This is a genomic window from Pseudooceanicola profundus (assembly GCF_054919315.1).
The window spans coordinates 1,640,687-1,661,574 of the sequence record NZ_CM142898.1 but is presented as its reverse complement, the minus strand read 5'-3'; the positions used below and the strand labels follow the sequence as shown (position 1 = coordinate 1,661,574).

Below are 20,888 nucleotides of genomic sequence, written 5' to 3'. Positions count from 1 at the left end.
GGAGCAGGGCATATGGTCGGATTCATCGGGATCGCGGTGATCTTCATCATGGTTTTCGGCGGATATCTTCTGGCCGGCGGCAAGCTGGCGATCATCCTCAAGGCGATGCCCTTCGAGCTGATGATGATCGGCGGTGCCGCGGTGGGCAGCTTCCTGATCGGGAACGACATGGGGGCCGTGAAACATACGCTGAAGGATGTGGGCAAGGTCTTCAAAGGCCCCAAGTGGAAGCCCGAGGACTATCGTGATCTGCTCTGTCTCCTGTTCGAGTTGATCCGTCTCGCCCGGCAGAATCCCGTCGCGATCGAGGAACATATCGAGGCGCCGCAAGAATCCGCAATCTTCTCGAAATACGAGAAGATCCTGACCGATACCGAGGCGATCGGGCTGATCTGCGACACGATGCGGTCTGCCTCCATGAACTACGACGATCCGCACCAGGTGGAAGAAGTTCTCGAGAAGCGGATGGAGGCAAACCTGCACCATGCCCTGCATTCGAGCCACGCCCTTCAGACCATGGCCGACGGCCTTCCCGCCCTCGGGATCGTCGCGGCGGTGCTGGGGGTGATCAAGACGATGGGATCGATTGACCAGCCTCCGGAGATCCTCGGCAAGATGATCGGCGGGGCGCTGGTCGGGACCTTCCTCGGCGTGTTCCTCGCCTATGGTCTCGTTGGCCCCTTCGCGACCAAGGTGAAAACGGTGGTCGAGGAGGATGGCCATTTCTACCAGCTGATCCGCGAGGTGCTGGTCGCGAACCTGCACAACCATGCCACCAACATCTGCATCGAGGTCGGGCGGCAGAACACGCCCTCGCACTACCGGCCCAGCTTTGCAGAGCTGGAGGAGGCCCTGAAGAACGTGAAACAGGCCGCCGCATGAGGCTGCTTCTGCTCCTGCTCCTGCTGTTCGCGCCGCCGCTTGCCGCTCAGACGGTGGAGGTGCGCAGCGGGGAGCATGACACGTTCACCCGGCTGGTGTTCTACCTGCCGGACGGGGTGACAGGATCGCTGGAAAGTGGCGGAGAGGACCCCGTCGTTCGCCTGTCACGGGCAGGGCTGCGGTTCGACACGGGCGGGGTCTTCGCCCGGATTCCGCGCACGCGCCTGACAGACCTGTTGCCCGTCGCGGGCTCCGGGCTCGCGCTGGCGCTGGCCTGCGACTGTCCCGTCACCCTGCAGAGGGAGGGCGCGCGCCTGCTGGTGGTCGATATCTCCGATGGCCCAGCCCGGTCCGCCGCGACGCCGCCGTCTGCCACGCGGCCTCAGCTGCGCTTCGGCACTGTCTCTCCCGGCGCCGAGGTGCCGATGACCACCGTTCGGGATCGTCCCGCGGCGCCGCGGCAGGTCCCGACACCAGAGGCGTTTCCGCCTGAGGATGCGGCATCCGCGGTGGCCCGTGCCGAGCGGGTGAGCGAGGCCGAGCGCGCCCTTCTGCAGCAGATCGCCCGAGCCGCGACGCAAGGGTTGCTCGATCCCGTCGCCCTTGCACGATCGCGGCCGACACCGACGCCTGAGGCGTCGGTGATCCCGTCCGCCCCACCGCCCGGCCTGCCGGGGGAAGAGGAACCTCAAGTCGCGGCCGAGAGCAGCGTGGACCAGGCCCTAAGGGATGTCGAAGGTGCGCCCCGGCTGACGGCCGACGGGGAGGCTTGCCTGCCGGACAGGTCCTTCGACGTCGCGTCCTGGGCCTCGACGGGTCCGTTCGGATCGCAACTCGGCGCATTGCGTGTTGCGGCCTATGGCGATGTTGGGCGGCCAGACCCGGAGGCGCTCACCGCGTTGGCCCGCTTCTATATCCACTATGGATTCGGAGCGGAGGCGCTGGAGGCCTTGTCGCGGATCGAAGCGGAGCAGGTGGCCCTGTCCAGCTTGCGCGACATGGCCCGGATCCTCGAAATGGGCCAGACCGGGGCGCCCTCCGTACTGGACGGACAGGCCGATTGCGACGGGGCTGTCGCGCTCTGGTCCGTGCTGGCCTCCGCCGGTCCGGTGCGCGGGGCCGGCATCAACGCGGCCGCCGTGCAACGGACGCTCCTTGCCCTGCCGGAGGCGCTGCGCCGATACCTTGGCCCGATCCTGTCGGAACGGTTGCTTCTCTCCGGGGAGCAGGACCTCGCGCGGCAGGTTCTGCGGTTGTCGGCCATCGGACCCGCACCGCCGGAGGCGGATCTGGCCGCCGCGCGGGTCGACCTGGTCACCGGTCAGACCGCCCCGGCGGAGGCGCGGCTCGCACGTGCTGCCAACGCAGGGGGGAAGCCTCGCCAGAGGCGCTGGCCACATTGCTCGAAACCCAGCTGTCGTCGGGGTCCGAGATTGACCCTGTGCGGATCGAAGAAGCCGCCGCCTACGCCACGCAACTCAGGGGCCAGCCGCTCGGCGCACGGCTGAAACGGGCGGAGATCCGCGCGCTGGCGGCCAACGGTCGCTACGAGACGGCCTTCGAGGAACTCGCACGCGCCGAGGCGGTGATCTCCGCAGCGGAGCGCCAGGAATTGCTGTCGGATATCGCCCTCGGCCTTGCGGCGCGTGCGGGGGACGTCGCCCTGCTCGACGTGGCCCTGTCGCGCCTTATGCCGGTGGCAGGGGAGCTTGCGCCGGAGGCTGGAAACGCTGTGGCGGAACAGTTGCTGGTGCTCGGTTTCCCGGAGGAAGCGGCCAGTTTTCTCGCCATGGGGGCCGAGGGGGTCGAGGGGCGCGACCGACGTCTGCTGCGGGCCCGGGCCGCCTTGGCATTGGAGCGGCCGCGGCGGGCACAGGCAGACCTTCTCGGGCTCAGCGGCCCGGATGTGGAGGTGCTGAAGGCCGAGGCCGAGGCGCTACTCGGCAACCACGAGGCGGCGAGCGACGGTTTTGCCGCGCTGGATGACGCTGCCGGCGCCGCGCGGCAGGCCTGGCTCGCGGGGGACTGGCAGCGCCTGCGCGCCTCCGAGGATCCGGTGCTCTCCGATCTTGCCAACCTCGTGCGCAGCGAGACGGAACCCGTGGCCCGTCCTGAGCGCGGGCCGGGTGGCGGCCTGCCTGACGGAACGCTGGCGCAGAACCGGATGCTGCTCCAATCCAGCAGCGCTGCACGGGAAACTCTCGAGAAGCTTCTGGAGTCGGTCGAGATGAGTGGGGCATTGGAGGCGCCCCAGCAGTGAGGACTTACCGAATCTAAACCAATCGCGCTCACCCTGATCCCGGCAGGAAACAGGCGACAGAAGGAGCCGAGGTGCAGGTAGTCACGATCCCCGCAGGCCACCGCAGGCTGAGCCTTGACGGGTTGCTCCCCGGGGGCGGCGTTCTGCGGTGCCTGGTCTTCCGGTGCCTTCTTCTATGGACCTTGGTCTGCGGCGGCGCCCTCGGCACAGGGCATCTTGGGGCGCAGGAGGCGCTGCTTTGCGACCACGCGGCGCGGCAGGTCTCCATGGAGAGCGGCGTTCCGCTGGACGTTCTGCTGGCGATCACGCGGACAGAGACCGGTCGTATGCGGGCCGGGCGGATCGAGCCCTGGCCCTGGACGGTGAACATGGAGGGCAAGGGGCTCTGGTTCGATACCCCGAGAGAGGCGCAGGCCTATATTGCAGAGCGCCACGCGAAGGGTGCGCGATCCTACGATGTGGGCTGCTTCCAGATCAACTATCGCTGGCACGGAGAGGCCTTCTCCTCGCTTGCCACCATGATGGACCCTGTGCCAAACGCGCGCTACGCGGCGCAATTCCTGCAGGAGCTCTACGAGGAGACCGGCTCATGGTCCGAGGCGGCGGGGGCCTACCATTCCCGGACCCGCGTCCATGCCACCCGCTACCGGGCGCGGTTCGACCGGATTCGCCGGTCGGTTGCCGATCTCGCCCCGGCGGATGTGTTGCCCCGCACTCTCGCATCGCGGCGCGGACAGACCCCTCCGCGCGAGATCTCGGCGCGGGTCAACCGTTTCCCGCTGCTCCAGCTCCCACCGGAGGGTCACCTGACATCCAGTTACGGATCGCTCGTGGCGCTGCCGGCCAACGGGGCGCGGCCTCTTTCGGCGGCGCCCCGGGCCGCGCTTCTGCCTGACCGTCGGGCACGGCCCTGACGATGCCCCGCCTGACGCTCGCCACCATCTTCCAGCCGACGGTGCTGCTTGCACTGGCCCTCATGGCGATCATCGTGATGATGATCCTGCCAATGCCGGCCATGGTGCTCGACATCGGGCTGGCGGCCAGTTTCGCGCTGGCGATCCTCATCTTCACCGTCACCCTCTTCATCGACCGTCCGCTTGATTTCTCGGCCTTTCCGACCGTACTTCTGGCCTCCCTGATGCTGCGCCTGTCTCTGAACGTCTCCTCGACGAAACTGATCATCGGCGAGGGGCACACCGGTCCGGCGGCGGCTGGCGATGTGATCCAGGGCTTTGCGAATTTCGTCATGGGCGGCAGCATCTTCCTGGGCCTCGTGGTCTTCGGCGTGCTGCTGATCGTGAACTTCATGGTGATCACCAAGGGTGCCGCCCGCATGGCGGAGGTCGGCGCGCGCTTCGCGCTGGACGGCATGCCGGGCAAGCAACTGGCGATCGACAGCGACATGTCCGCCGGTGCCATCGACCACGCCGAGGCCAAGGCGCGCCGCGAACGGGAACAACAGGAGACGACCTTCTTCGGCTCGCTGGACGGGGCGTCGAAATTCGTGAAGGGCGATGCCATCGCGGGCCTGCTTATCACGCTGCTCAACCTCGTCATGGGCCTTGTCATGGGGGTCTTCGTCCACGAAATGGCGCTGGGCGATGCCTTTGAAACCTATGCCATTCTGACGGTCGGGGATGGCCTCGTGACGCAGATCCCCGCGGTGATCATCTCGATCGCCTCAGCCCTGCTGCTGGCGCGTGGTGGGGCCACCGGGGCCACCGACCTTGCGCTGGTCTCGCAGCTGGGGCGCTACCCGCCGGCCCTGGCCACGGTGGCCTTGCTTCTCGCGCTCTTCGCGCTGGTCCCCGGTCTGCCCTTCGTGCCCTTCATCATCGGGGCGCTGACCCTCGGAGGGCTGGCGTGGCGGATGGCACGCCAGCCCCTCCGCAGCTCGGACGCTCCGGAGGACGAGGTCAAGGACACCCCGGTCGAGCGCAGGCTGGGGGATCTGCTGGACCTCGACGATATCCACCTGCAGTTCGCCCCGGATCTCGTGTCGATGGTGCTGGACCCCGGGACAGGCCTCAGCGACGCGTTTACCGGTGGAGATCTGGCTCTGGGTCTCGGTCATCGACTTGTTGACCGATTTCAGGGTTTGCAGCGCGACCATCGCGCTGTTGTTCGTCAGAATGCTGGACATACGATGTTCCCTTGGTCGTACAGCGCGTTTTCCCATTCAAACGAAAAGTCGCCTAATGGGCTCGGTCTCTCGCGTCGGGTGCGCCACGGCGGCGCGTCATCGCATCAGGCGTCAGGACGCGCGAGGTGAATCGCGGAGTGTCCTCTTCCGCGAACGTGCCATCCTCCTTCATGGAACAGGCGGAACCACCGTCGACCCGGGCCTCTTTTGAGAACACTGGTAGTGGAATGGCGGTCTCACAAGGTAGACGTGCAGTGCCCCTAGGCGATGTCAGGACGGGATCAGTCTCAGAGGTTTCGGCGAAGGTGAAGACCTGAGGTCTTCGCAATACGCCTCCTCTCGTCCCGTGGCATCGCCCATGACGAAGATGATGCCCGAGGCTGCGGCTCTGAGAGCGAGGAACGCCGAGGGAGGCGCATCAGGCGATGGTGGGGCGCTGCAGGCGCCCGATGAGATGTTGCTCTCTGTTGGGCCGTCTTCGATGGCCCCCGAGGAGCGCGGGATGTCCGCTCCGACGCGCGAGGTGCAGGCCGATCTGTTGCACCATCCGAAGGCCGCGGTCCGGCAGATGGCCCAGCAGGTCGCCGCTGCGGCGCGCAGCGTCGTGGATACCGCAGTCGAGGTGCGGATGCGCCCAGAGGAACTGGGGCATGTGAGGATGGCGGTGCATCATATGGAGGGCGGTGTCTTCCTGCATATCACGGCGGAACGCGCGGAGACACTTGTTCTGATGCGCCGCCATGCGGACCCGCTGATGAAGGAATTGCAGGAGGAGGGATACGGGGACGTCCGCCTCCTCTTTGACCGGCAGGACGGCGCGGGGGACAGCGCAGGCGGTCGGGACAGGGACACGGGACAGGAGCGCACGGACGGGATGCGGGCCCCGGCTGCTGGACCGGTCGCGATGGACCCTGCGCCGCCCCCGGCAGTGAACGATCCGGCTGTGCAGGCCGGGCTGGACCTCAGACTTTAGGAGACGCCTTGACCATGACAGACGCGATTACCAGCGCAGCGGCTGCGCAGCAGGTCTCGAATACCGGGGCAAATGTCGCCGCAAGTGCCCAGGCGGGGGCGATCCTAAGTTCGGATTTCCAGACCTTCCTCAACATGATGGCCACGCAGCTGACCAATCAGGATCCTCTGGACCCGGTAGATGCGGATGACTTTGCCGTGCAGCTCGCCACCTTCTCGGGGGTGGAGCAGCAGGTGCTGACGAACCAGTTGCTGGAGAGCCTGCATGGCCAGATGGCGGTCTCAAGCCTCGCCCAGACATCGGGCTGGGTCGGAATGGAGGCGCGCAGCCTCGCACCCGCCTACTGGGAGGGGGACGCGGTCACGTTGTCCCCGAACCCGCTGGCCGCGGCCGAGGCGGCCTTCGTCGTAGTGCGCAACGAATCGGGCACCCAGATGGCACGGTTCGAGGTTCCGGTCTCGGCCGATCCGGTGACCTGGGACGGAACCGACGACAGCGGTGCGGTGCTGCCCTATGGCTACTACAGTTTCGAGCTGGAGAATATCATCGACGATGCGGTCGCCGCCACGGACCGGATGGAAACCTACGGCCTGATCACGGAGAGCCAGTCGCAGAATGGCACGCTGCTACTGGTGCTGAAGGGCGGCGGGCGCATCCTGATGGAAGATGTGACCGGGCTGCGCCGCCCGGTCGACACGGTGTGATCACCGGCGGGCGCCCGCCGGTGGCGCGGTCAGCGGCGCAGGTACTGGATCTCGAGATAGCCGTTGTCGGGCCCGACCCACTGGGTCGACTTCACCACAAGGCCGTTGCCGTCGACCCAATAGGTGTTCTCGAATTCCTCTTCCTTGTTCAGGCACTTCTCGGTCATCACCGTGGTCGAGGCCGAGACGACGCCGGCCGATACCGCCTCGCTTCCGGCGCGCTCCACGTAGCAGGTGACGGACTGCTCGTAGGTGTGGTTCTCGGCGTCGAGGTAGCGGCGGAACCGGTTCGCCACGCCGCCCTTGCGGGTGGTCACCAGTTGCCGGACCTCGCGGTCGGTGGCGTTCATGATGTCCTGCCCCAGCCCGCGGGTCCCGGTGAGGATACCGTCCACCATGGTCAGGGTCCGCCGGTCGCCGGTGATGAAGGTCTCGTAGGGCCCGTTGGAGGCGATCCGCCGCAGCACGGCGGTGCTGTTGCGCGAGGGCACCTGTGCCAGCAGCATCGGCCCGTTGAACCGCTGCAGGGCCCCCTGGATCTCGGCCTGGCTGACGGTGTGGTTCGACTGGCCCTTGCCGGGCGTGAAGGAGGCCACGACCCGCTTGACGGCTTCCTGCCGGCCCTCGGTGGTGCCACAGGCGGCGAGGGTCAGCACGACCAGAGCGGCGGCTGCTGTCTTGAACTTGCGCGTCACGCTCATCTCCAGAATTTCCCCCAGGTCTTGGCCATCTCGGGCTCATGCGAGTCGCGGACGGCGTCGTAGAGCCGCCCCGGCACGCTCAGGCGTGCGCCGCCGTCGCGGGTCAGGGACTGGATCGAGAAGTTGCTCGAGCGGCGGCTCGGCGTGCCAAGCGCCCAGGCCAGCGGCACGGTGAAGCGCAGACCCTTGTCGAAGGAACCCTCGCCGAAGTCCTCGGCCGAGATGTCGGTCTTGGTGGCATAGGCCCCGATGGTCCAGCCGTTGTCGAACTCGCGGTCAATGGCGACGGTCGCGCCCCAGTCGCCGGCGAGGTAGCGGCCCACGTCGACCTGGCCGTGGAAGCCCCAGCCGATATCGTAATAGGCCGAGACGTGGCCGGTGTAGACGTCATAGTCCTGGAAGCCGAAGCCGCCATCATAGTCCCGCTTCTTGGCGTAGTTGGCCTCGACCCCGATCCCGAGGCGCGAGTCCTCGGGTTTCCAGAGCACTTCGGCGGAGACGCCGGCATACATCTGTTCGAGGTAACCGGCCGTGAGGCGGCCATAGACGTCGGGCGTGAACTGCAGGTACTGCGACGCATAAAGCGTCTCGAGCCGCGGATCGGGCCCGGTCTGGTAGCGCGAGCTGTCGGAGCGCACGACCGGCACACCGTTGACGGTGCCGGTGTTCGGGCTGCTCATCTCGTCCAGCGTTCCCGCCAGTTTCGAGGTGACGGAGCCCGAGACCACGAGGCCGGGGGTCAGGAAGAGCGCCCCGCGGGCCCGCAGGCCGAGGTCGGCGCGCAGCGGGTTGTTCACGTCGAAGAAGCCGAGCCGCAGGAAGGGGCCGAAGCTCCAGTCGAGGCGGGGATAGGTCTCGTCCAGCACGGCGGCCTCGGAGGCGGCCAGCCCGGAGGCAAAGACCGCCTTCTCGCGGATCGTTTCGGCGGGCGACATCTCCAGCTGTTCGATGTCGGCGCGCTGCAGCGTGACGGAGCCGGTGGGCATGCCGTTCACGTTCTGGGCGATGGTGAAGCTGGTGATCGAGCCCGGCAGCACGCGGGACATGACCCGCGCGGTACGGCCGATGGCCTGGGATTCGATGTCGTAGCGCTCGTTCCGGATCTGCACGATGGCCTGGCGCGGCTTCAGCGTCGCGGCCTCGAGGTAGATGCCATAGCCGCTCAACTCGTCGGCGAGTTCGGACTTGTAGCCGTTCTGCTGCGAGGCCACCTCGGACCAGCCGAGGTCATCGACGGAGGAGAGCGCGCGCAGCCGCACCGGCGGCGGGGCGGTCTCGGCGCCACCGGCGACACCCTGGTTGCGCGGGTTCAGCGCCATGCGGAGCGAGACACCCAGCTCGCTGCCGTACATGTAGTAACCGCCGAGGCTGAGGTAATCGGTCACCTGGTAGTCGACGCCGACGTTCCAGTCGGACTTGCGGTCGAAGGTGTCGTTGGTGACGGTCTCCAGCTCGTAGGCGTCGGAGGAATATTCCGCCTTCAGCGTCAGCCTGTCGGTGGCCGCGTAGCTGACGCCGGCGAAGACGCCGATATCGCCGCGGAACCACTGGTCATAGGTCGGGATACCGCCCTGCCCGAGGATCTCGGTCGGGCGGGTGCCGGTGGAGCCGATGGTATTGGTGCCGCCCAGACGACCCCAGCCAAGGCCGCCGGTCACGCGCAGGCGCCCGTCCATGAAGCCCTTGGTGGCGGTGATGTATTCCGCCCCGTAGAGCCCGGTGCCGAGGAAGTCCCGCAGGCCGATGGAGAGCGCCGGCCAGCTGGTCGATTCCTTCAGCAGCAGGACGCTGATGTCGAAGCTGCGGTCGTAGTAGGTGTCGAACCCGGTGGAATCGAGCCCGTCGATCCCGGTGTAGCGGAACGAGCCGCTGACCCGAGGCAGGATCTGGAAGGACAGGGTCGATTTGAACGAGCCGCCGAAATAGCTGAGGGTCGTCGCCAGTTCACCGTCGGGGGCCACTTCAGCAGAGGGCATGTCGATCAGCCCGCCGGGGTTGCCGAACATGTTGGTGAGCTGGGTGGTCTGGGCCTGCGTTGCGACCGGAGCGGAAGCGCCCATGACCGCCAGAACGGCAAGCAGATTGCGCGCGTTCAAAATGTCTCTCCCTGCAAAGGACTTCTTTTTTGCGACACTAGGGAATGCCGCCCGGGTTTCATAGCCGCGCCGTGGCACGGCCGGATTTTCAACGGCCTGTGTCGCAAAATTGCGCCGATGCACTCCGGTTCAGAGCATCTCTGCCACGGCGAGGGCAATCGCCGCGCCGATGGCCATGCCGGCGAGCGCGGCTGCGATCAGCCCCGGCCAGCGGCGGCGCGGCGGCGGCGTCTGCTCTGACACCTGCTTCATCAGCGCCTGTTCCACGAGACCGGGCAGGCGCGGACCGAAGCGGGCCATGACCTGTGCCGTCTGCGCGAGGTCGCGCAGCGCCGCCCGCGGTCCGAGGCTGCGGGTGATGTAGTCAGTGACCACCGGCTGGGCGACTTCCCAGATGTTGATCTGCGGGCTCAGCGAGCGGGCCACGCCCTCGACCACGACCATCGTGCGTTGCAGCAGGATCAGCTCGATCCGGGTCTCCATGCCAAAGCGTTCCGTCACCTCGAAGAGGTAGGACAGAAGCTTGCCCATGGAGATCTTGGTGGCGTCCATGCCGAAGATCGGCTCGCCCACGGCGCGCAGGGCACGGGCGAATTCGTCCACGTCCCGGTCGGCGGGCACGTAGCCGGCTTCGAAGTGCACCTCGGCCACGCGGCGGTAGTCGCGCTGGATGAAGCCATAGAGGATCTCGGCGTAGACCCGGCGGGTGTATTCGTCGATATGCCCCATGATGCCGAAGTCATAGGCGATGATATCGCCGTTCGGCGCGACCTTCAGGTTGCCCTGGTGCATGTCGCCATGGAAGTAGCCGTCGCGCAGCGCGTGCTTGAGGAAGAGTTGCAGCACCCGTTCGCCAATCGCCACGCGGTCGAGGCCAGCGGCATCCAGCGCCTCGTTGTCCCCCAGCGGCAGGCCCTCGGCCCACCCCATGGTCATCACGCGGCGGCCGCTTTCGTGCCATTTCACCTGCGGCAGGGTGAAGCCTTCGTCATGCGCGGTGTTGGAGGCGAACTGGTTCGCGCTCGCGCTTTCGAGCCGGAAGTCGAGCTCGCCCTGCACCACGCCGTCGAAATGCTTGATCACCTCCGAAGGCCGCAGGCGGCGCGAGAAGGGGGCGAGGAATTCGATGATCGAGGCGGCGAAGTAGAAGGCGTCGATATCCTTGCGGAAGGCCCGTTCGATGCCTGGGCGCAGGACCTTCACGGCCACTTCCTCGCCGGTGTCGGCGAGGCGGGCGCGGTGCACCTGCGCGATGGAGGCCGCGGCCACCGGGGCGCTGAACTCCGAGAAGACCTCGTCCACCGGCTGCTGCAACTCGGCCTCGATCACGGCCTTGGCGGTCTCGGTGGGGAAGGGGGGCAGCTTGTCCTGCAGGACGCGCAGCTGCTGCGCCATCTCGGGGCCCACCACGTCGGGACGGGTCGAGAGGATCTGGCCGAACTTGATGTAGGCCGGCCCAAGGGCGGTGATCGCCCGGGTGACAGGCGGCATTGCCGGATCGCCCTTCAGGCCCAGCCACTGGAACGGCCAGCCCGCGATCCGGGCCGCGGTGCGCAGGATCGGCGGCGCATCCATGGCGTCCAGCACCTCGCCCATGGCGCCGGTGCGTTCGAAGGTGGCGCCGGTGCGAACCAGCCGCCAGATGTTGTGCGGGCCGCGCATCCGCTCAGATCTTCCAGCCGGAATGCAGGGCGGCGATCCCCATGCTCAGGTTGCGGTACTTGGCGTTCTCGAACCCGGCGGCGCGCACCATGGAAAGGAAGGTCTCCTGGTCCGGGAATTTGCGGATCGATTCCACGAGGTACTGGTAGCTGTCGCGATCGTTCGCGATCATCTTGCCCATGGTGGGGATCACGTTGAAGGAATAGCGGTCGTAGGCCCATTGCATTGCCGGGTTCGGCAGCTGCGAGAACTCCAGCACCATCAGCCGGCCACCGGGCTTCAGCACGCGGAAGGCCTCGTTCAGGGCCTCCTGCGGGCGGGTCACGTTCCGGATCCCGAAGGAGATCGTGTAGACGTCGAAGGTGTTGTCGTCGAAGGGCAGGTTCATGGCGTCGCCCACGACCCAGTCGAGGCTGTCGGCCATCTGGGCCGCCTCGGCGCGCTTGCGGCCTTCGACCAGCATCGGCTCGGTCAGGTCCAGCACGGTGGCATGGCCATGACCCGCGCGGTCGAGGAAGCGGAAGGAGATGTCGCCGGTGCCGCCCGCCACATCCAGCAGCGTCTGGCCGGGCCGGGGGGCCAGCCAGTCCATCATCGCGTCCTTCCAGATGCGGTGGATGCCGACGGACATGACATCGTTCATCACGTCGTACTTGCTGGCAACGGAGCCGAACACGCCCTTGACGCGCCCTGCCTTCTCGCTTTCCGGAACGTCCTGGAAGCCGAAGTGAGTGGTTTTCTCGTTCATGCCCTTGCGCTTTCTGTGGCCTGCCCCTCCTTATAGGGCGCTGCGCCGCCGCTGCAATGCGACGCGACCCCGCGAGAGGACAAGATGCCGGAACTGCCAGAAGTCGAAACCGTCCGCCGCGGCCTTGCCCCCGTGATGGAGGGCGAGGTGATTTCCGAGGCGCTGGTGAACCGTCCCGACCTGCGGTGGCCCTTCCCCGAAGGCATGGCAGACCGGCTCACGGGCCAGCGGGTGCTGGCCCTGCGGCGCCGGTCGAAATACATCCTTGCCGATCTGTCGGGCGGTGAGACGCTGCTGATCCACCTCGGGATGTCGGGGCGCATGCTGGTCTCGGGCGATCCGCTGGGGCGCTTCGTTCACGATCATCCGGCCCCCGAGAAACACGATCACGTCGTGTTGAACATGGGCTCCGGTGCGCGGATCACCTTCAACGACCCGCGCCGCTTCGGGGCGATGGACCTGATGGCGACGGGCGCGGAGGCGGGGCACAAGCTGCTTTCGGGTCTCGGGCCCGAGCCGCTGGGAAACACCTTCGACGGGCCCTACCTCGCCGAGCGGCTGGCGGGGCGGCGCACGCCGATCAAGGCGGCGCTGCTGGATCAGCGCGTGGTGGCCGGACTTGGCAATATCTATGTCTGCGAAGCCTTGTTCCGTGGCGGAATTCACCCGGCGCGCCTATGCAAAAGGATAGGTCGGGCGCGGATCGAGGCGCTGGTGCCGATCATCCGGCAGGTGCTGGAAGAGGCTATCGCGGCGGGCGGCTCCTCGCTCAAGGATTTCCGCCAAGCCGATGGGGAGCTTGGATATTTCCAGCACAATTTCGATGTCTACGGCCGCGAGGGCCTGCCCTGCCGGACACCGGATTGCGGGGCGGTGGTGGCTCGAATCGTGCAGTCCGGGCGGTCGTCCTTCTACTGCCCGCAATGCCAAAGATAGCTTGAAACACAGTCCGAACCTGCTAGGGAATCGTGCCTAGCCGTAACGGATGAGAGCTGAATTCATGGCCTATGAGACGATCATCGTCGAAATAGAAGACCACGTCGCACTGGTAAAACTGAACCGACCGGACGCGATGAACGCGCTGAACGATGTTCTGCTTGGCGAACTGGCGGACTTCCTGACCTCGATCAGGACCAACGACAAGGTGCGCTGCGTCGTGCTGACGGGGGCGGAGAAGTACTTTGCCGCCGGCGCCGACATCAAGATGATGTCCGAGAAGAGCTTCACCGACGTCTTCGTCGGCGATCTGTTCGCGACCGAGGCCGATGCCATCTGCAGCACCCGCAAGCCGGTCATCGCCGCTGTCTCGGGCTACGCCCTCGGCGGGGGCTGCGAGCTGGCGATGATGTGCGACTTCATCATTGCCGCCGACAACGCCAAGTTCGGCCAGCCCGAGATCAACCTCGGCGTCATTCCCGGCATCGGGGGCACCCAGCGTCTGACCCGTGCCGTCGGCAAGGCCAAGGCGATGGACATGATCCTCACGGGCCGCTTCATGGATGCCGAAGAGGCAGAACGCTCGGGCCTCGTGAGCCGCGTCGTGCCGCTGAAGCAGCTGAAGGAAGAGGCGATGGCCGCCGCGGCCAAGATCGCCGAGAAGAGCATGATCAGCGTCGTGGCCGCCAAGGAGGCCGTCAACCGTGCCGACGAGGCGACCCTCTCCGAAGGCCTGCTCTTTGAACGCCGTCTGTTCAACGCGCTGTTCTCGACCGAGGACCAGAAGGAAGGCATGTCCGCCTTCATGGAAAAGCGCGAGCCGCAGTTCCGCGACCGCTGATCGGGCGCAGGATGCGAGATCGAGGCCGCCTTCGGGCGGCCTTTGTCGTTTCTGCCCGCCCGGTCGGGAGGGCCCGGTCGGGAGGGGATGACGCGGCGCCAATTCGGCATAGGTCACGGAGGACCCTGCTGGAAAGGACCTGCCATGCTCCATGACTGCGACGTTGCCGTGATCGGCGCCGGGACCGCCGGGCTGAGCGCCGAAAGCCACGCCCGCAAGAACGGCGCGCGGACCCTGCTGATCGACCCGGATTTCAAGGGCACAACCTGCGCCCACGACGGCTGTATGCCCTCCAAGCTGCTGATCGCCGCGGCGGAGGCGGCGCATGTGGCGCGGTCCTCCGGGGCGCTCGGGGTGCATGCAGAGCCGCGCATCGACGGCTCCGCCGTGATGAACCGGGTGCGGCACCTGCGCGACGCGTTCGCCGGGGGCGTGCGCAAGACGATCGCGGAATTGCCCGACGGTGTGACCCTGAAAGCCCGCGCCGCCTTCACCGCGCCGGGAGAGCTGGCGCTCGACACCGGGGACCGGGTTCGCGCGAAAGCCGTCGTCATTGCTACCGGCTCCGCCCCCTTCGTGCCGCCGCCCTACCGCGTGGCGGGCGACCGTCTGCTGACCAACGAAAACGTCTTCGAGCTGGAGGACCTGCCGGAGAGCCTTGGCGTGATCGGCGCGGGAATCATCGGGCTGGAACTGGCGCAGGCCTTCGCCCGGTTGGGCGTGCGGGTGGCGGTCTTCGACGCGGCGACCTCCTATGCCGGGCTGCCGGAGCCGACGGGCGCGGTGCTGCGCGACGCGCTGGAGCGGGAATTTCCGCTGCACATGGGGGTCAAACCCGAGGTCACGCTCGAGGCCGGGGGCGTGCGACTCGGCTGGAACGGGCAGAGCGCGGTCTTCGAAAAGATTCTCGTCGCCACCGGGCGGCCCCCGAATCTCGACGGACTCGCGCTGGAAAACACAGGACTCACGCTCACCGAAAAGGGCGTTCCGCTCTTCGATCCCGACACCCAGCAGTGCGGAGACCAGCCGATTTTCATCGCGGGTGATGCAAATGGGGCGCGGCCCCTGCTGCATGAGGCCTCGGCCGAAGGCACGATTGCGGGGCGCAATGCGGCGCAGTTTCCCGAGGTCGCGGCGCGCCGTCAGAAAGTGGCCCTGGCGGTGACCTTCACCCGGCCGGACTGTGCCACCGTGGGCGTACTTCCAGAGGAGGGCGACCCAGAGACCGTCACCGGAACCGCGGACTACGGGGACCAGGGCCGGGCCCGCGTGATGAACGAAGCCCATGGTTTATTGAGGATTCATGCCCGCCGCCGCGACGGGCGGCTGACCGGCGCGGACCTCGTGGCGCCCGGCGGTGAGCATCTGGCGCACCTGCTGGCCTGGGCCATCGAATGCGGCATGTCGGCGGGGCAGGTGCTGGAGATGCCCTTCTATCACCCGACGCTGGAGGAGGGGATGCGCGGCGCCCTGCGGGAGATCTGCCGGAAGGTCGGCGAGCCCGCGCCGTGGCACCGCAAGGATCTGCGCGATCCCGGCGACTGAGGGGACGAGGAGAGACGATTGACGCGGGCGGCGGGATGGTGCAAACCCCCGCCTGCAACCGCCGAGGGCGCATTCCTGCGCATTTCGGCAAGAAACACTGGCCGTATGTGTTGACTCACTGACGAGTCGGCCCTAAAGACGCGGCTTCAGATTACACCGAACCCTAAAGGGGACGAACGTCCATGGCAAATTCGCCTCAGTCCAAGAAACGCGCCCGCCAGGCCGACCGTCGTCTGGCAGTGAACAAGGCGCGCCGCTCGCGGATCCGCACCTTCCTGCGTAAAGTGGAAGAGGCGATCTCGTCCGGCGACAAAAACGCGGCACAAACCGCCCTGCAGGCAGCTCAGCCCGAGCTGATGCGCGGCGTCACCAAGGGCGTGTTCCACAAGAACACCGCCTCCCGGAAAATGTCGCGTCTTACGGCGCGCGTGAAGGCCATCGCCTGATCCGGTTAAGCCGTTGAGTTAGAAAGGCACCGCTTCGGCGGTGCCTTTTTTTGTTGGTGTGGCGGTTTTGTGCGGGCCGGAGATTCTTTTCACACCGGTGTGAGTCAAGCGCGTTGTTGCGGTTGCTCACCTCCCGCACCGGTTGCTAACTTCGATCTTGCGATTCCGGTCGCCTTGGGGGGATACGGCAGGTCTTTACAGGCCAGATAGCGTGAATAACCAGCCTGCGTTGGGTGTCTTGGGCTTGGGCGTTCACACCGTATCCGATGAGCGTGCCAAGACGATGCAACCAGAGGGCGAGCTGCCAAGCTGTTGAGTACCTCTGAGAGCTTCGTCGTTCAGGCTACCACATTTGCCTGCACATCCCGTGGGGGGATTGGGCAGGTCACCAGTGCCGCGCCTTGCTGCTGCTTGGCGTGACGGGTGTGGTTTTCGTTCTGAAATCCCTCGGCAGTCCAGGTCGTGCCCGAACCGGCTGCGGGCGTTTGTACCGCCGGACAATAAACGCTTGGGGGCAAAATGACGAAAGAACAATGGGGCGAAGTCAAGCAGAAGCTGCGTGACTCCGTCGGGCAAAACAACTTTCTCAACTGGATCGAGCCGCTGGAACTGGCTGCCACCCGCGATGGCGTGGCAGTGATCGGCGCGCCGACGTCCTTCGCGGGCAACTATGTCTCGCGCAACTTTGGCGACAAGATCCTTGGCGAGATCTCGGCATGCAACGCCTCGATCCGCCGTGTGGAATTCACCGTGATCGCCGCGAACACCGCTGCGAAGCCGGGCCCGTCCGACAGCGCAACCCAGGCCGCAGCCCCCGCCACGGCCGCCTCTGCCACGGCAGCGCCCGCAAGCCTCGCGGCCGACCCCCGCGAAGAGCTTCTCCCGCCCGCCCCGCTGGATCCGCGCTTCACGTTCGAGAATTTCGTCGTCGGCAAGCCGAACGAACTGGCCCATGCCGCCGCACGCCGCGTGGCCGAAGGCGGCCCGGTGACCTTCAATCCGTTGTTCCTCTATGGCGGCGTCGGCCTCGGCAAGACGCACCTCATGCACGCGATCGCATGGGAGTTGCGCACGTCGAACCCGCAGCTGAACGTGGTCTACCTCTCGGCAGAGCAGTTCATGTACCGCTTCGTGCAGGCCCTGCGTGAACGCAAGATGATGGACTTCAAGTCGCTCTTCCGCTCGGTCGATGTGCTGATGGTCGATGACGTCCAGTTCATCGCCGGCAAGGACAGCACGCAGGAAGAATTCTTCCACACGTTCAACGCCTTGGTCGATCAGCACAAGCAGATCATCATCTCCGCCGACCGTGCCCCCGGCGAGATCAAGGACCTCGAGGACCGGATCAAGTCGCGGCTTCAGTGCGGCCTCGTCGTGGACCTGCACCCGACCGACTACGAGCTGCGCCTCGGCATCCTGCAGTCCAAGGCCGAGAGCTTCCGCAAGCAGTATCCGGGCCTCGCCATCGCGCCCGGCGTGCTGGAATTCCTCGCGCATCGCATCAGCACCAACGTCCGCGTGCTGGAAGGCGCGCTGACCCGTCTCTTCGCCTTTGCCTCGCTGGTGGGCCGCGAGATCACCATGGACCTGACGCAGGACTGCCTCGCCGACGTGCTGCGCGCCTCCGAGCGCAAGATCACCGTCGAGGAGATCCAGCGGCGCGTGGCCGAGCACTACAACATCCGTCTCAGCGACATGATCGGGCCCAAGCGGGTACGCAACTTCGCCCGCCCGCGCCAGATCGCCATGTACCTGTCCAAGCAACTGACCTCGCGTTCTCTGCCCGAGATCGGGCGCCGCTTCGGTGGTCGCGACCACACCACCGTGATGCACGGGGTGCGCCGCATAGAGGAGCTCAAGGTGCAGGACGGGCAGGTCGCGGAAGACCTCGAGATGTTGCGCCGCGCGCTGGAGGCCTGACGGCCTTCCGCGTCCGGCGCACCCCGGCACTGACCCGGCCCCGGATGTCGCTGAAGGCGCCGGTCCCCCTCAAAATCTGCAATCCCGAGCGTCAGGCGCCCGGCCCATGTGCCGAGCGCCTTGACGCTGTCCCCGATCCGGCGGAAAAGTGGAAAAAACGCTTGTGGCGCATCGGGAAACGGGTACCTTGCCCATCCCGGGGCGCGCCGCGCAGCCCCAAGGCGATGGGACAGGAGTAGGCGATGAAACTCAGTATCGAACGTGCAGCACTGCTCAAGGCCGTCGCCCAGGCCAATTCGGTCGTCGAGCGACGCAACGCGATCCCGATCCTGGCCAACGTGCTGATCGAGGCCGAGGGCGACACGGTGCAGTTCCGCGCCACCGACCTCGACATCGAGGTGGTCGACCGGGCCCCGGCCATGGTCGAACGCGCCGGTGCCACCACGGTCAGCGCCGTGACCCTGCACGAGATCGTCCGCAAGCTGCCAGACGGCGCCATGGTCACCCTGACCGATGACAGCGCCGCAGGCCGCCTGACCGTCGCCGCGGGCCGGTCGCACTTCAACCTCGCCACGCTGCCGAAGGAAGACTTCCCGGTGATGGCGTCCTCGGAATATACCTCGAACTTCTCGGCCAATGCGGCCGTGCTGCGCCGGCTCTTCGACAAGTCGAAGTTCGCGATCTCCACCGAGGAGACGCGCTACTACCTGAACGGCGTCTACATGCACATCGCCGAGAGCGAGGAAGGCCGTGTCCTGCGCTGCGTCGCCACCGATGGCCACCGCCTCGCCCGGATCGATGCCGCCCTGCCCGAAGGGGCCGAGGACATGCCCGGCGTCATCGTGCCACGCAAGACCGTGGGCGAGCTGCGCAAGCTGCTGGACGACGACGAGATGGCGATCGCCGTCTCCGTGAGCGAGACCAAGGTCCGCTTTGCCACGCCGAACATCACGCTGACCTCCAAGGTCATCGACGGGACTTTCCCGGACTACACCCGCGTCATTCCCCACGGCAACACGCGCCGGATGGAAGTGGATGCCAGCGATTTCGCCCGCGCGGTGGACCGCGTGGCGACCGTCTCCTCCGAACGGTCGCGCGCCGTGAAGCTGGCGCTGGACGAGGACCGGCTGATCCTCTCGGTCAATGCGCCCGACAGCGGCGCGGCCGAGGAAGAACTGGCCGTGGCCTATGGCGACGAGCGGCTGGAAATCGGCTTCAACGCGAAATACCTGCTGGAGATCGCATCCCAGGTGGATCGCGAGAACGCCGTCTTCCTGTTCAACTCCTCCGGCGATCCGACGCTGATGCGCGAGGGCAACGATACCTCGGCGGTCTATGTCGTCATGCCGATGCGGGTGTGACGGCTCTCGGTGACGGGCAGCTTGCCAGTCTCGCCGCTGCGCGGCGGCTACCGGCGGGGATATGTCTTGCAAGGAAATGAGGGCGCGGCATGGAACGCCTCTGCCTGACGCAGCTCAGGCTGTCGCATTTCCGGTCGCACCGTGTCGGGAGCATTGCCTGCGACGGGCGGCCGGTGGCGATCTACGGGCCCAACGGCGCGGGCAAGACTTCGGTGCTGGAGGCGGTCTCGCTGTTCTCGCCGGGGCGCGGCCTGCGCCGGGCAAGCGCCGAGGAGATGGCGCGGCGGCCCGAGTCCCTCGGCTGGAAGCTGACCGGCGTGATGCAGTCGTTGCGGCAGGTCCACGAGGTCGAGATCTGGGCCGAGGGTGGGGCTGCGCGGCAGCTGCGGCTGGATGGCAAGGTGGCGGCGCAGGGCGCGCTTGGCCGCGTGGCGCGGGTGCTCTGGCTAGTGCCCTCCATGGATCGGCTCTGGATCGAGGGCGCCGAGGGGCGGCGGCGGTTCCTGGACCGGATGACGCTCTCGTTCTTTCCCGGACATGGCGATGCCTCGCTGGCCTATGAGAAGGCCATGCGCGAGCGCAACCGCCTGCTGAAGGACATGGTCCGCGACGGCCATTGGTATGCCGCGCTGGAGGGCCAGATGGCCGAGGCGGGCGCCATGGTGGATGCCAACCGGCGCGCGGCGCTGGCGCGGCTGGCGGAGGCCGCGCAGGGGGCCGAGACGGCCTTTCCCCAGCCTGAGCTGACATTGGTGCAATCCGAGGGCGAGATGCCGGAGGATGCGGAGGCGCTGCGCGCGGCGCTGGCAGCCGGCCGCACCCGTGATCTGGCCGCCGGGCGCACGCTGGTGGGGCCGCACAGGACGGACATGGAGGCCCATTGGGCCGCAAAGGGGATCGCGGCCAAGGATGCCTCCACCGGGGAGCAGAAGGCGCTGCTGATCTCGCTGATCCTCGCCAATGCCCGGGCGCTGGCACAGGAGATCGGCGCGGCGCCGATCCTGCTGCTGGACGAGGTGGCGGCGCATCTGGACGCGGGCCGCCGCGCCGCGCTCTACGACGAGATCTGCGCCCTTGGCGCGCAGGCCTGGATGACCGGGACGGGGCCGGAGCTCTTCACCGATCTGGGCGACCGCGCGCAGTATCTTGAAGTGACCGAGGAGAGCGGCGAAAGTCGCATCAGGGCGGAGGAGGCCCCTACATGAGCGAGACCAGATTGCCCGTGCAGCGCGTGACGCTGATCACCCTCGGCGTGGCCGACCTCGAGCGGTCGCGGGCCTTCTATGCCGATCTCGGCTGGCAGCCGGTCGAACAGCAGGAGGGCGTCTGCTTCTACCAGATGGACGGCATGGGGCTGGGTCTCTTCGGGCGCGAGGCCCTGGCCGAGGATCAGGGCCGCAAGGGCACGCGGCTGGAGACGGGCGCGATCACGCTGGCGCAGAACTTCGCGGACCGGCACGGGGTGGACGCGGCCTATGCCGCCGCCATGACCGCCGGGGCGGAGCCGTTGAAGGCGCCGGAGGAGGTCTTCTGGGGCGGATACTCCGGCTATTATGCCGATCCCGACGGCCATGTCTGGGAGGTGGCGCACAATCCCTTCTGGCCGCTGGACGGGCAGGGACGGCTGACGATCCCTGCGGACGGCGGTGCAGTGGATGAGGACGGCTGAG

At 67.0% G+C, this 20,888-nt stretch carries 18 protein-coding genes and 1 pseudogene; 15 read left to right on the top strand and 4 right to left on the bottom strand.

Features of this window, described 5'->3' with window-relative positions; translation table 11 throughout:
* The first annotated feature begins 12 nt into the window (after positions 1–12).
* The 7 genes and pseudogenes from motA to ACX9MO_RS07575 all read left to right on the top strand — a co-directional run bounded on the left by motA (position 13) and on the right by ACX9MO_RS07575 (position 6,962).
* A complete protein-coding gene (gene motA, locus ACX9MO_RS07605; protein ID WP_222490905.1) occupies positions 13–882 on the top strand; it encodes a flagellar motor stator protein MotA in 870 nt (289 codons plus the stop codon).
* Complete coding sequence (locus ACX9MO_RS07600; RefSeq protein WP_462214105.1) at positions 879–2,390, top strand: hypothetical protein; 1,512 nt, start codon at positions 879–881, stop codon at positions 2,388–2,390. The genes motA and ACX9MO_RS07600 overlap by 4 nt, the downstream gene beginning before the upstream one ends.
* The gene (locus tag ACX9MO_RS07595) at positions 2,324–3,142 is read left to right on the top strand and encodes a hypothetical protein (protein ID WP_462214104.1); all 819 of its coding nucleotides are present in this window, start codon (positions 2,324–2,326) and stop codon (positions 3,140–3,142) included. The genes ACX9MO_RS07600 and ACX9MO_RS07595 overlap by 67 nt, the downstream gene beginning before the upstream one ends.
* Before the next feature lie 266 nt (positions 3,143–3,408).
* Positions 3,409–4,056: a transglycosylase SLT domain-containing protein gene (locus ACX9MO_RS07590; protein ID WP_462214103.1), complete on the top strand. Its 648-nt coding sequence runs from the start codon at positions 3,409–3,411 to the stop codon at positions 4,054–4,056.
* A 2-nt stretch (positions 4,057–4,058) separates the two neighbouring features.
* Positions 4,059–5,171, top strand: a pseudogene (locus tag ACX9MO_RS07585) (FHIPEP family type III secretion protein); the annotation flags it as partial.
* A gap of 472 nt (positions 5,172–5,643) precedes the next feature.
* Positions 5,644–6,258 carry a flagellar hook-length control protein FliK gene (gene fliK / locus ACX9MO_RS07580; RefSeq protein WP_462214102.1) on the top strand — a complete coding sequence of 205 codons (615 nt, stop codon included), beginning with the start codon at positions 5,644–5,646 and terminating at the stop codon, positions 6,256–6,258.
* Between the two features lie 14 nt (positions 6,259–6,272).
* Positions 6,273–6,962, top strand: coding sequence for a flagellar hook capping FlgD N-terminal domain-containing protein (locus tag ACX9MO_RS07575; protein WP_462214101.1), 690 nt, complete (start codon positions 6,273–6,275; stop codon positions 6,960–6,962).
* A 29-nt stretch (positions 6,963–6,991) separates the two neighbouring features.
* On the opposite strand, the gene ACX9MO_RS07570 is transcribed toward ACX9MO_RS07575, so the two are convergent.
* From ACX9MO_RS07570 to ubiE, 4 genes are all read right to left on the bottom strand, one after another.
* On the bottom strand, positions 6,992–7,663 hold the full coding sequence (locus ACX9MO_RS07570) for a YjbF family lipoprotein (RefSeq protein WP_222490928.1): 672 nt from the start codon (positions 7,661–7,663) through the stop codon (positions 6,992–6,994).
* Positions 7,660–9,759 carry a YjbH domain-containing protein gene (locus tag ACX9MO_RS07565; protein WP_261397984.1) on the bottom strand — a complete coding sequence of 700 codons (2,100 nt, stop codon included), beginning with the start codon at positions 9,757–9,759 and terminating at the stop codon, positions 7,660–7,662. Before ACX9MO_RS07565 ends, ACX9MO_RS07570 begins: the two co-directional genes overlap by 4 nt.
* A gap of 129 nt (positions 9,760–9,888) precedes the next feature.
* Positions 9,889–11,421: a 2-polyprenylphenol 6-hydroxylase gene (gene ubiB / locus ACX9MO_RS07560; protein ID WP_462214100.1), complete on the bottom strand. Its 1,533-nt coding sequence runs from the start codon at positions 11,419–11,421 to the stop codon at positions 9,889–9,891.
* A 4-nt stretch (positions 11,422–11,425) separates the two neighbouring features.
* Positions 11,426–12,169: a bifunctional demethylmenaquinone methyltransferase/2-methoxy-6-polyprenyl-1,4-benzoquinol methylase UbiE gene (ubiE, locus tag ACX9MO_RS07555; RefSeq protein WP_462214099.1), complete on the bottom strand. Its 744-nt coding sequence runs from the start codon at positions 12,167–12,169 to the stop codon at positions 11,426–11,428.
* Positions 12,170–12,253: 84 nt separating this feature from the next.
* Between ubiE and mutM the strand changes: the two genes are divergently transcribed.
* The 8 genes from mutM (at position 12,254) to ACX9MO_RS07515 (ending at position 20,887) form a co-directional block, all read left to right on the top strand.
* The gene (gene mutM, locus ACX9MO_RS07550; protein ID WP_462214098.1) at positions 12,254–13,105 is read left to right on the top strand and encodes a bifunctional DNA-formamidopyrimidine glycosylase/DNA-(apurinic or apyrimidinic site) lyase; all 852 of its coding nucleotides are present in this window, start codon (positions 12,254–12,256) and stop codon (positions 13,103–13,105) included.
* A 64-nt stretch (positions 13,106–13,169) separates the two neighbouring features.
* Positions 13,170–13,946, top strand: a complete 777-nt coding sequence (locus ACX9MO_RS07545) for an enoyl-CoA hydratase (protein ID WP_222492928.1) — start codon at positions 13,170–13,172, stop codon at positions 13,944–13,946.
* A gap of 144 nt (positions 13,947–14,090) precedes the next feature.
* On the top strand, positions 14,091–15,491 hold the full coding sequence (locus ACX9MO_RS07540; protein ID WP_462214097.1) for a dihydrolipoyl dehydrogenase: 1,401 nt from the start codon (positions 14,091–14,093) through the stop codon (positions 15,489–15,491).
* 182 nt (positions 15,492–15,673) lie between these two features.
* Complete coding sequence (gene rpsT / locus ACX9MO_RS07535) at positions 15,674–15,937, top strand: 30S ribosomal protein S20 (RefSeq protein WP_222490933.1); 264 nt, start codon at positions 15,674–15,676, stop codon at positions 15,935–15,937.
* A gap of 519 nt (positions 15,938–16,456) precedes the next feature.
* Positions 16,457–17,857 carry a chromosomal replication initiator protein DnaA gene (dnaA, locus tag ACX9MO_RS07530; protein WP_462214096.1) on the top strand — a complete coding sequence of 467 codons (1,401 nt, stop codon included), beginning with the start codon at positions 16,457–16,459 and terminating at the stop codon, positions 17,855–17,857.
* 242 nt (positions 17,858–18,099) lie between these two features.
* Positions 18,100–19,218, top strand: coding sequence for a DNA polymerase III subunit beta (dnaN, locus tag ACX9MO_RS07525; RefSeq protein ID WP_222490935.1), 1,119 nt, complete (start codon positions 18,100–18,102; stop codon positions 19,216–19,218).
* 89 nt (positions 19,219–19,307) lie between these two features.
* Positions 19,308–20,423, top strand: coding sequence for a DNA replication/repair protein RecF (recF, locus tag ACX9MO_RS07520; RefSeq protein ID WP_462214095.1), 1,116 nt, complete (start codon positions 19,308–19,310; stop codon positions 20,421–20,423).
* 11 nt (positions 20,424–20,434) lie between these two features.
* The gene (locus tag ACX9MO_RS07515) at positions 20,435–20,887 is read left to right on the top strand and encodes a VOC family protein (RefSeq protein WP_222492930.1); all 453 of its coding nucleotides are present in this window, start codon (positions 20,435–20,437) and stop codon (positions 20,885–20,887) included.
* The last annotated feature ends 1 nt before the right edge of the window (position 20,888 follow it).

Excerpts from the sequence above, each read along its gene's own strand:
- motA (WP_222490905.1), top strand. The coding sequence starts at position 13 with ATGGTCGGATTCATCGGGATCGCGGTGATCTTCATCATGGTTTTCGGC.
- ACX9MO_RS07600 (WP_462214105.1), top strand. The coding sequence starts at position 879 with ATGAGGCTGCTTCTGCTCCTGCTCCTGCTGTTCGCGCCGCCGCTTGCC.
- ACX9MO_RS07590 (WP_462214103.1), top strand. The coding sequence starts at position 3,409 with ATGGAGAGCGGCGTTCCGCTGGACGTTCTGCTGGCGATCACGCGGACA.
- fliK (WP_462214102.1), top strand. The coding sequence starts at position 5,644 with ATGACGAAGATGATGCCCGAGGCTGCGGCTCTGAGAGCGAGGAACGCC.
- ACX9MO_RS07575 (WP_462214101.1), top strand. The coding sequence starts at position 6,273 with ATGACAGACGCGATTACCAGCGCAGCGGCTGCGCAGCAGGTCTCGAAT.
- ACX9MO_RS07570 (WP_222490928.1), bottom strand. The coding sequence starts at position 7,663 with ATGAGCGTGACGCGCAAGTTCAAGACAGCAGCCGCCGCTCTGGTCGTG.
- ubiB (WP_462214100.1), bottom strand. The coding sequence starts at position 11,421 with ATGCGCGGCCCGCACAACATCTGGCGGCTGGTTCGCACCGGCGCCACC.
- ubiE (WP_462214099.1), bottom strand. The coding sequence starts at position 12,169 with ATGAACGAGAAAACCACTCACTTCGGCTTCCAGGACGTTCCGGAAAGC.
- mutM (WP_462214098.1), top strand. The coding sequence starts at position 12,254 with ATGCCGGAACTGCCAGAAGTCGAAACCGTCCGCCGCGGCCTTGCCCCC.
- ACX9MO_RS07545 (WP_222492928.1), top strand. The coding sequence starts at position 13,170 with ATGGCCTATGAGACGATCATCGTCGAAATAGAAGACCACGTCGCACTG.
- ACX9MO_RS07540 (WP_462214097.1), top strand. The coding sequence starts at position 14,091 with ATGCTCCATGACTGCGACGTTGCCGTGATCGGCGCCGGGACCGCCGGG.
- rpsT (WP_222490933.1), top strand. The coding sequence starts at position 15,674 with ATGGCAAATTCGCCTCAGTCCAAGAAACGCGCCCGCCAGGCCGACCGT.
- dnaA (WP_462214096.1), top strand. The coding sequence starts at position 16,457 with ATGACGAAAGAACAATGGGGCGAAGTCAAGCAGAAGCTGCGTGACTCC.
- dnaN (WP_222490935.1), top strand. The coding sequence starts at position 18,100 with ATGAAACTCAGTATCGAACGTGCAGCACTGCTCAAGGCCGTCGCCCAG.
- recF (WP_462214095.1), top strand. The coding sequence starts at position 19,308 with ATGGAACGCCTCTGCCTGACGCAGCTCAGGCTGTCGCATTTCCGGTCG.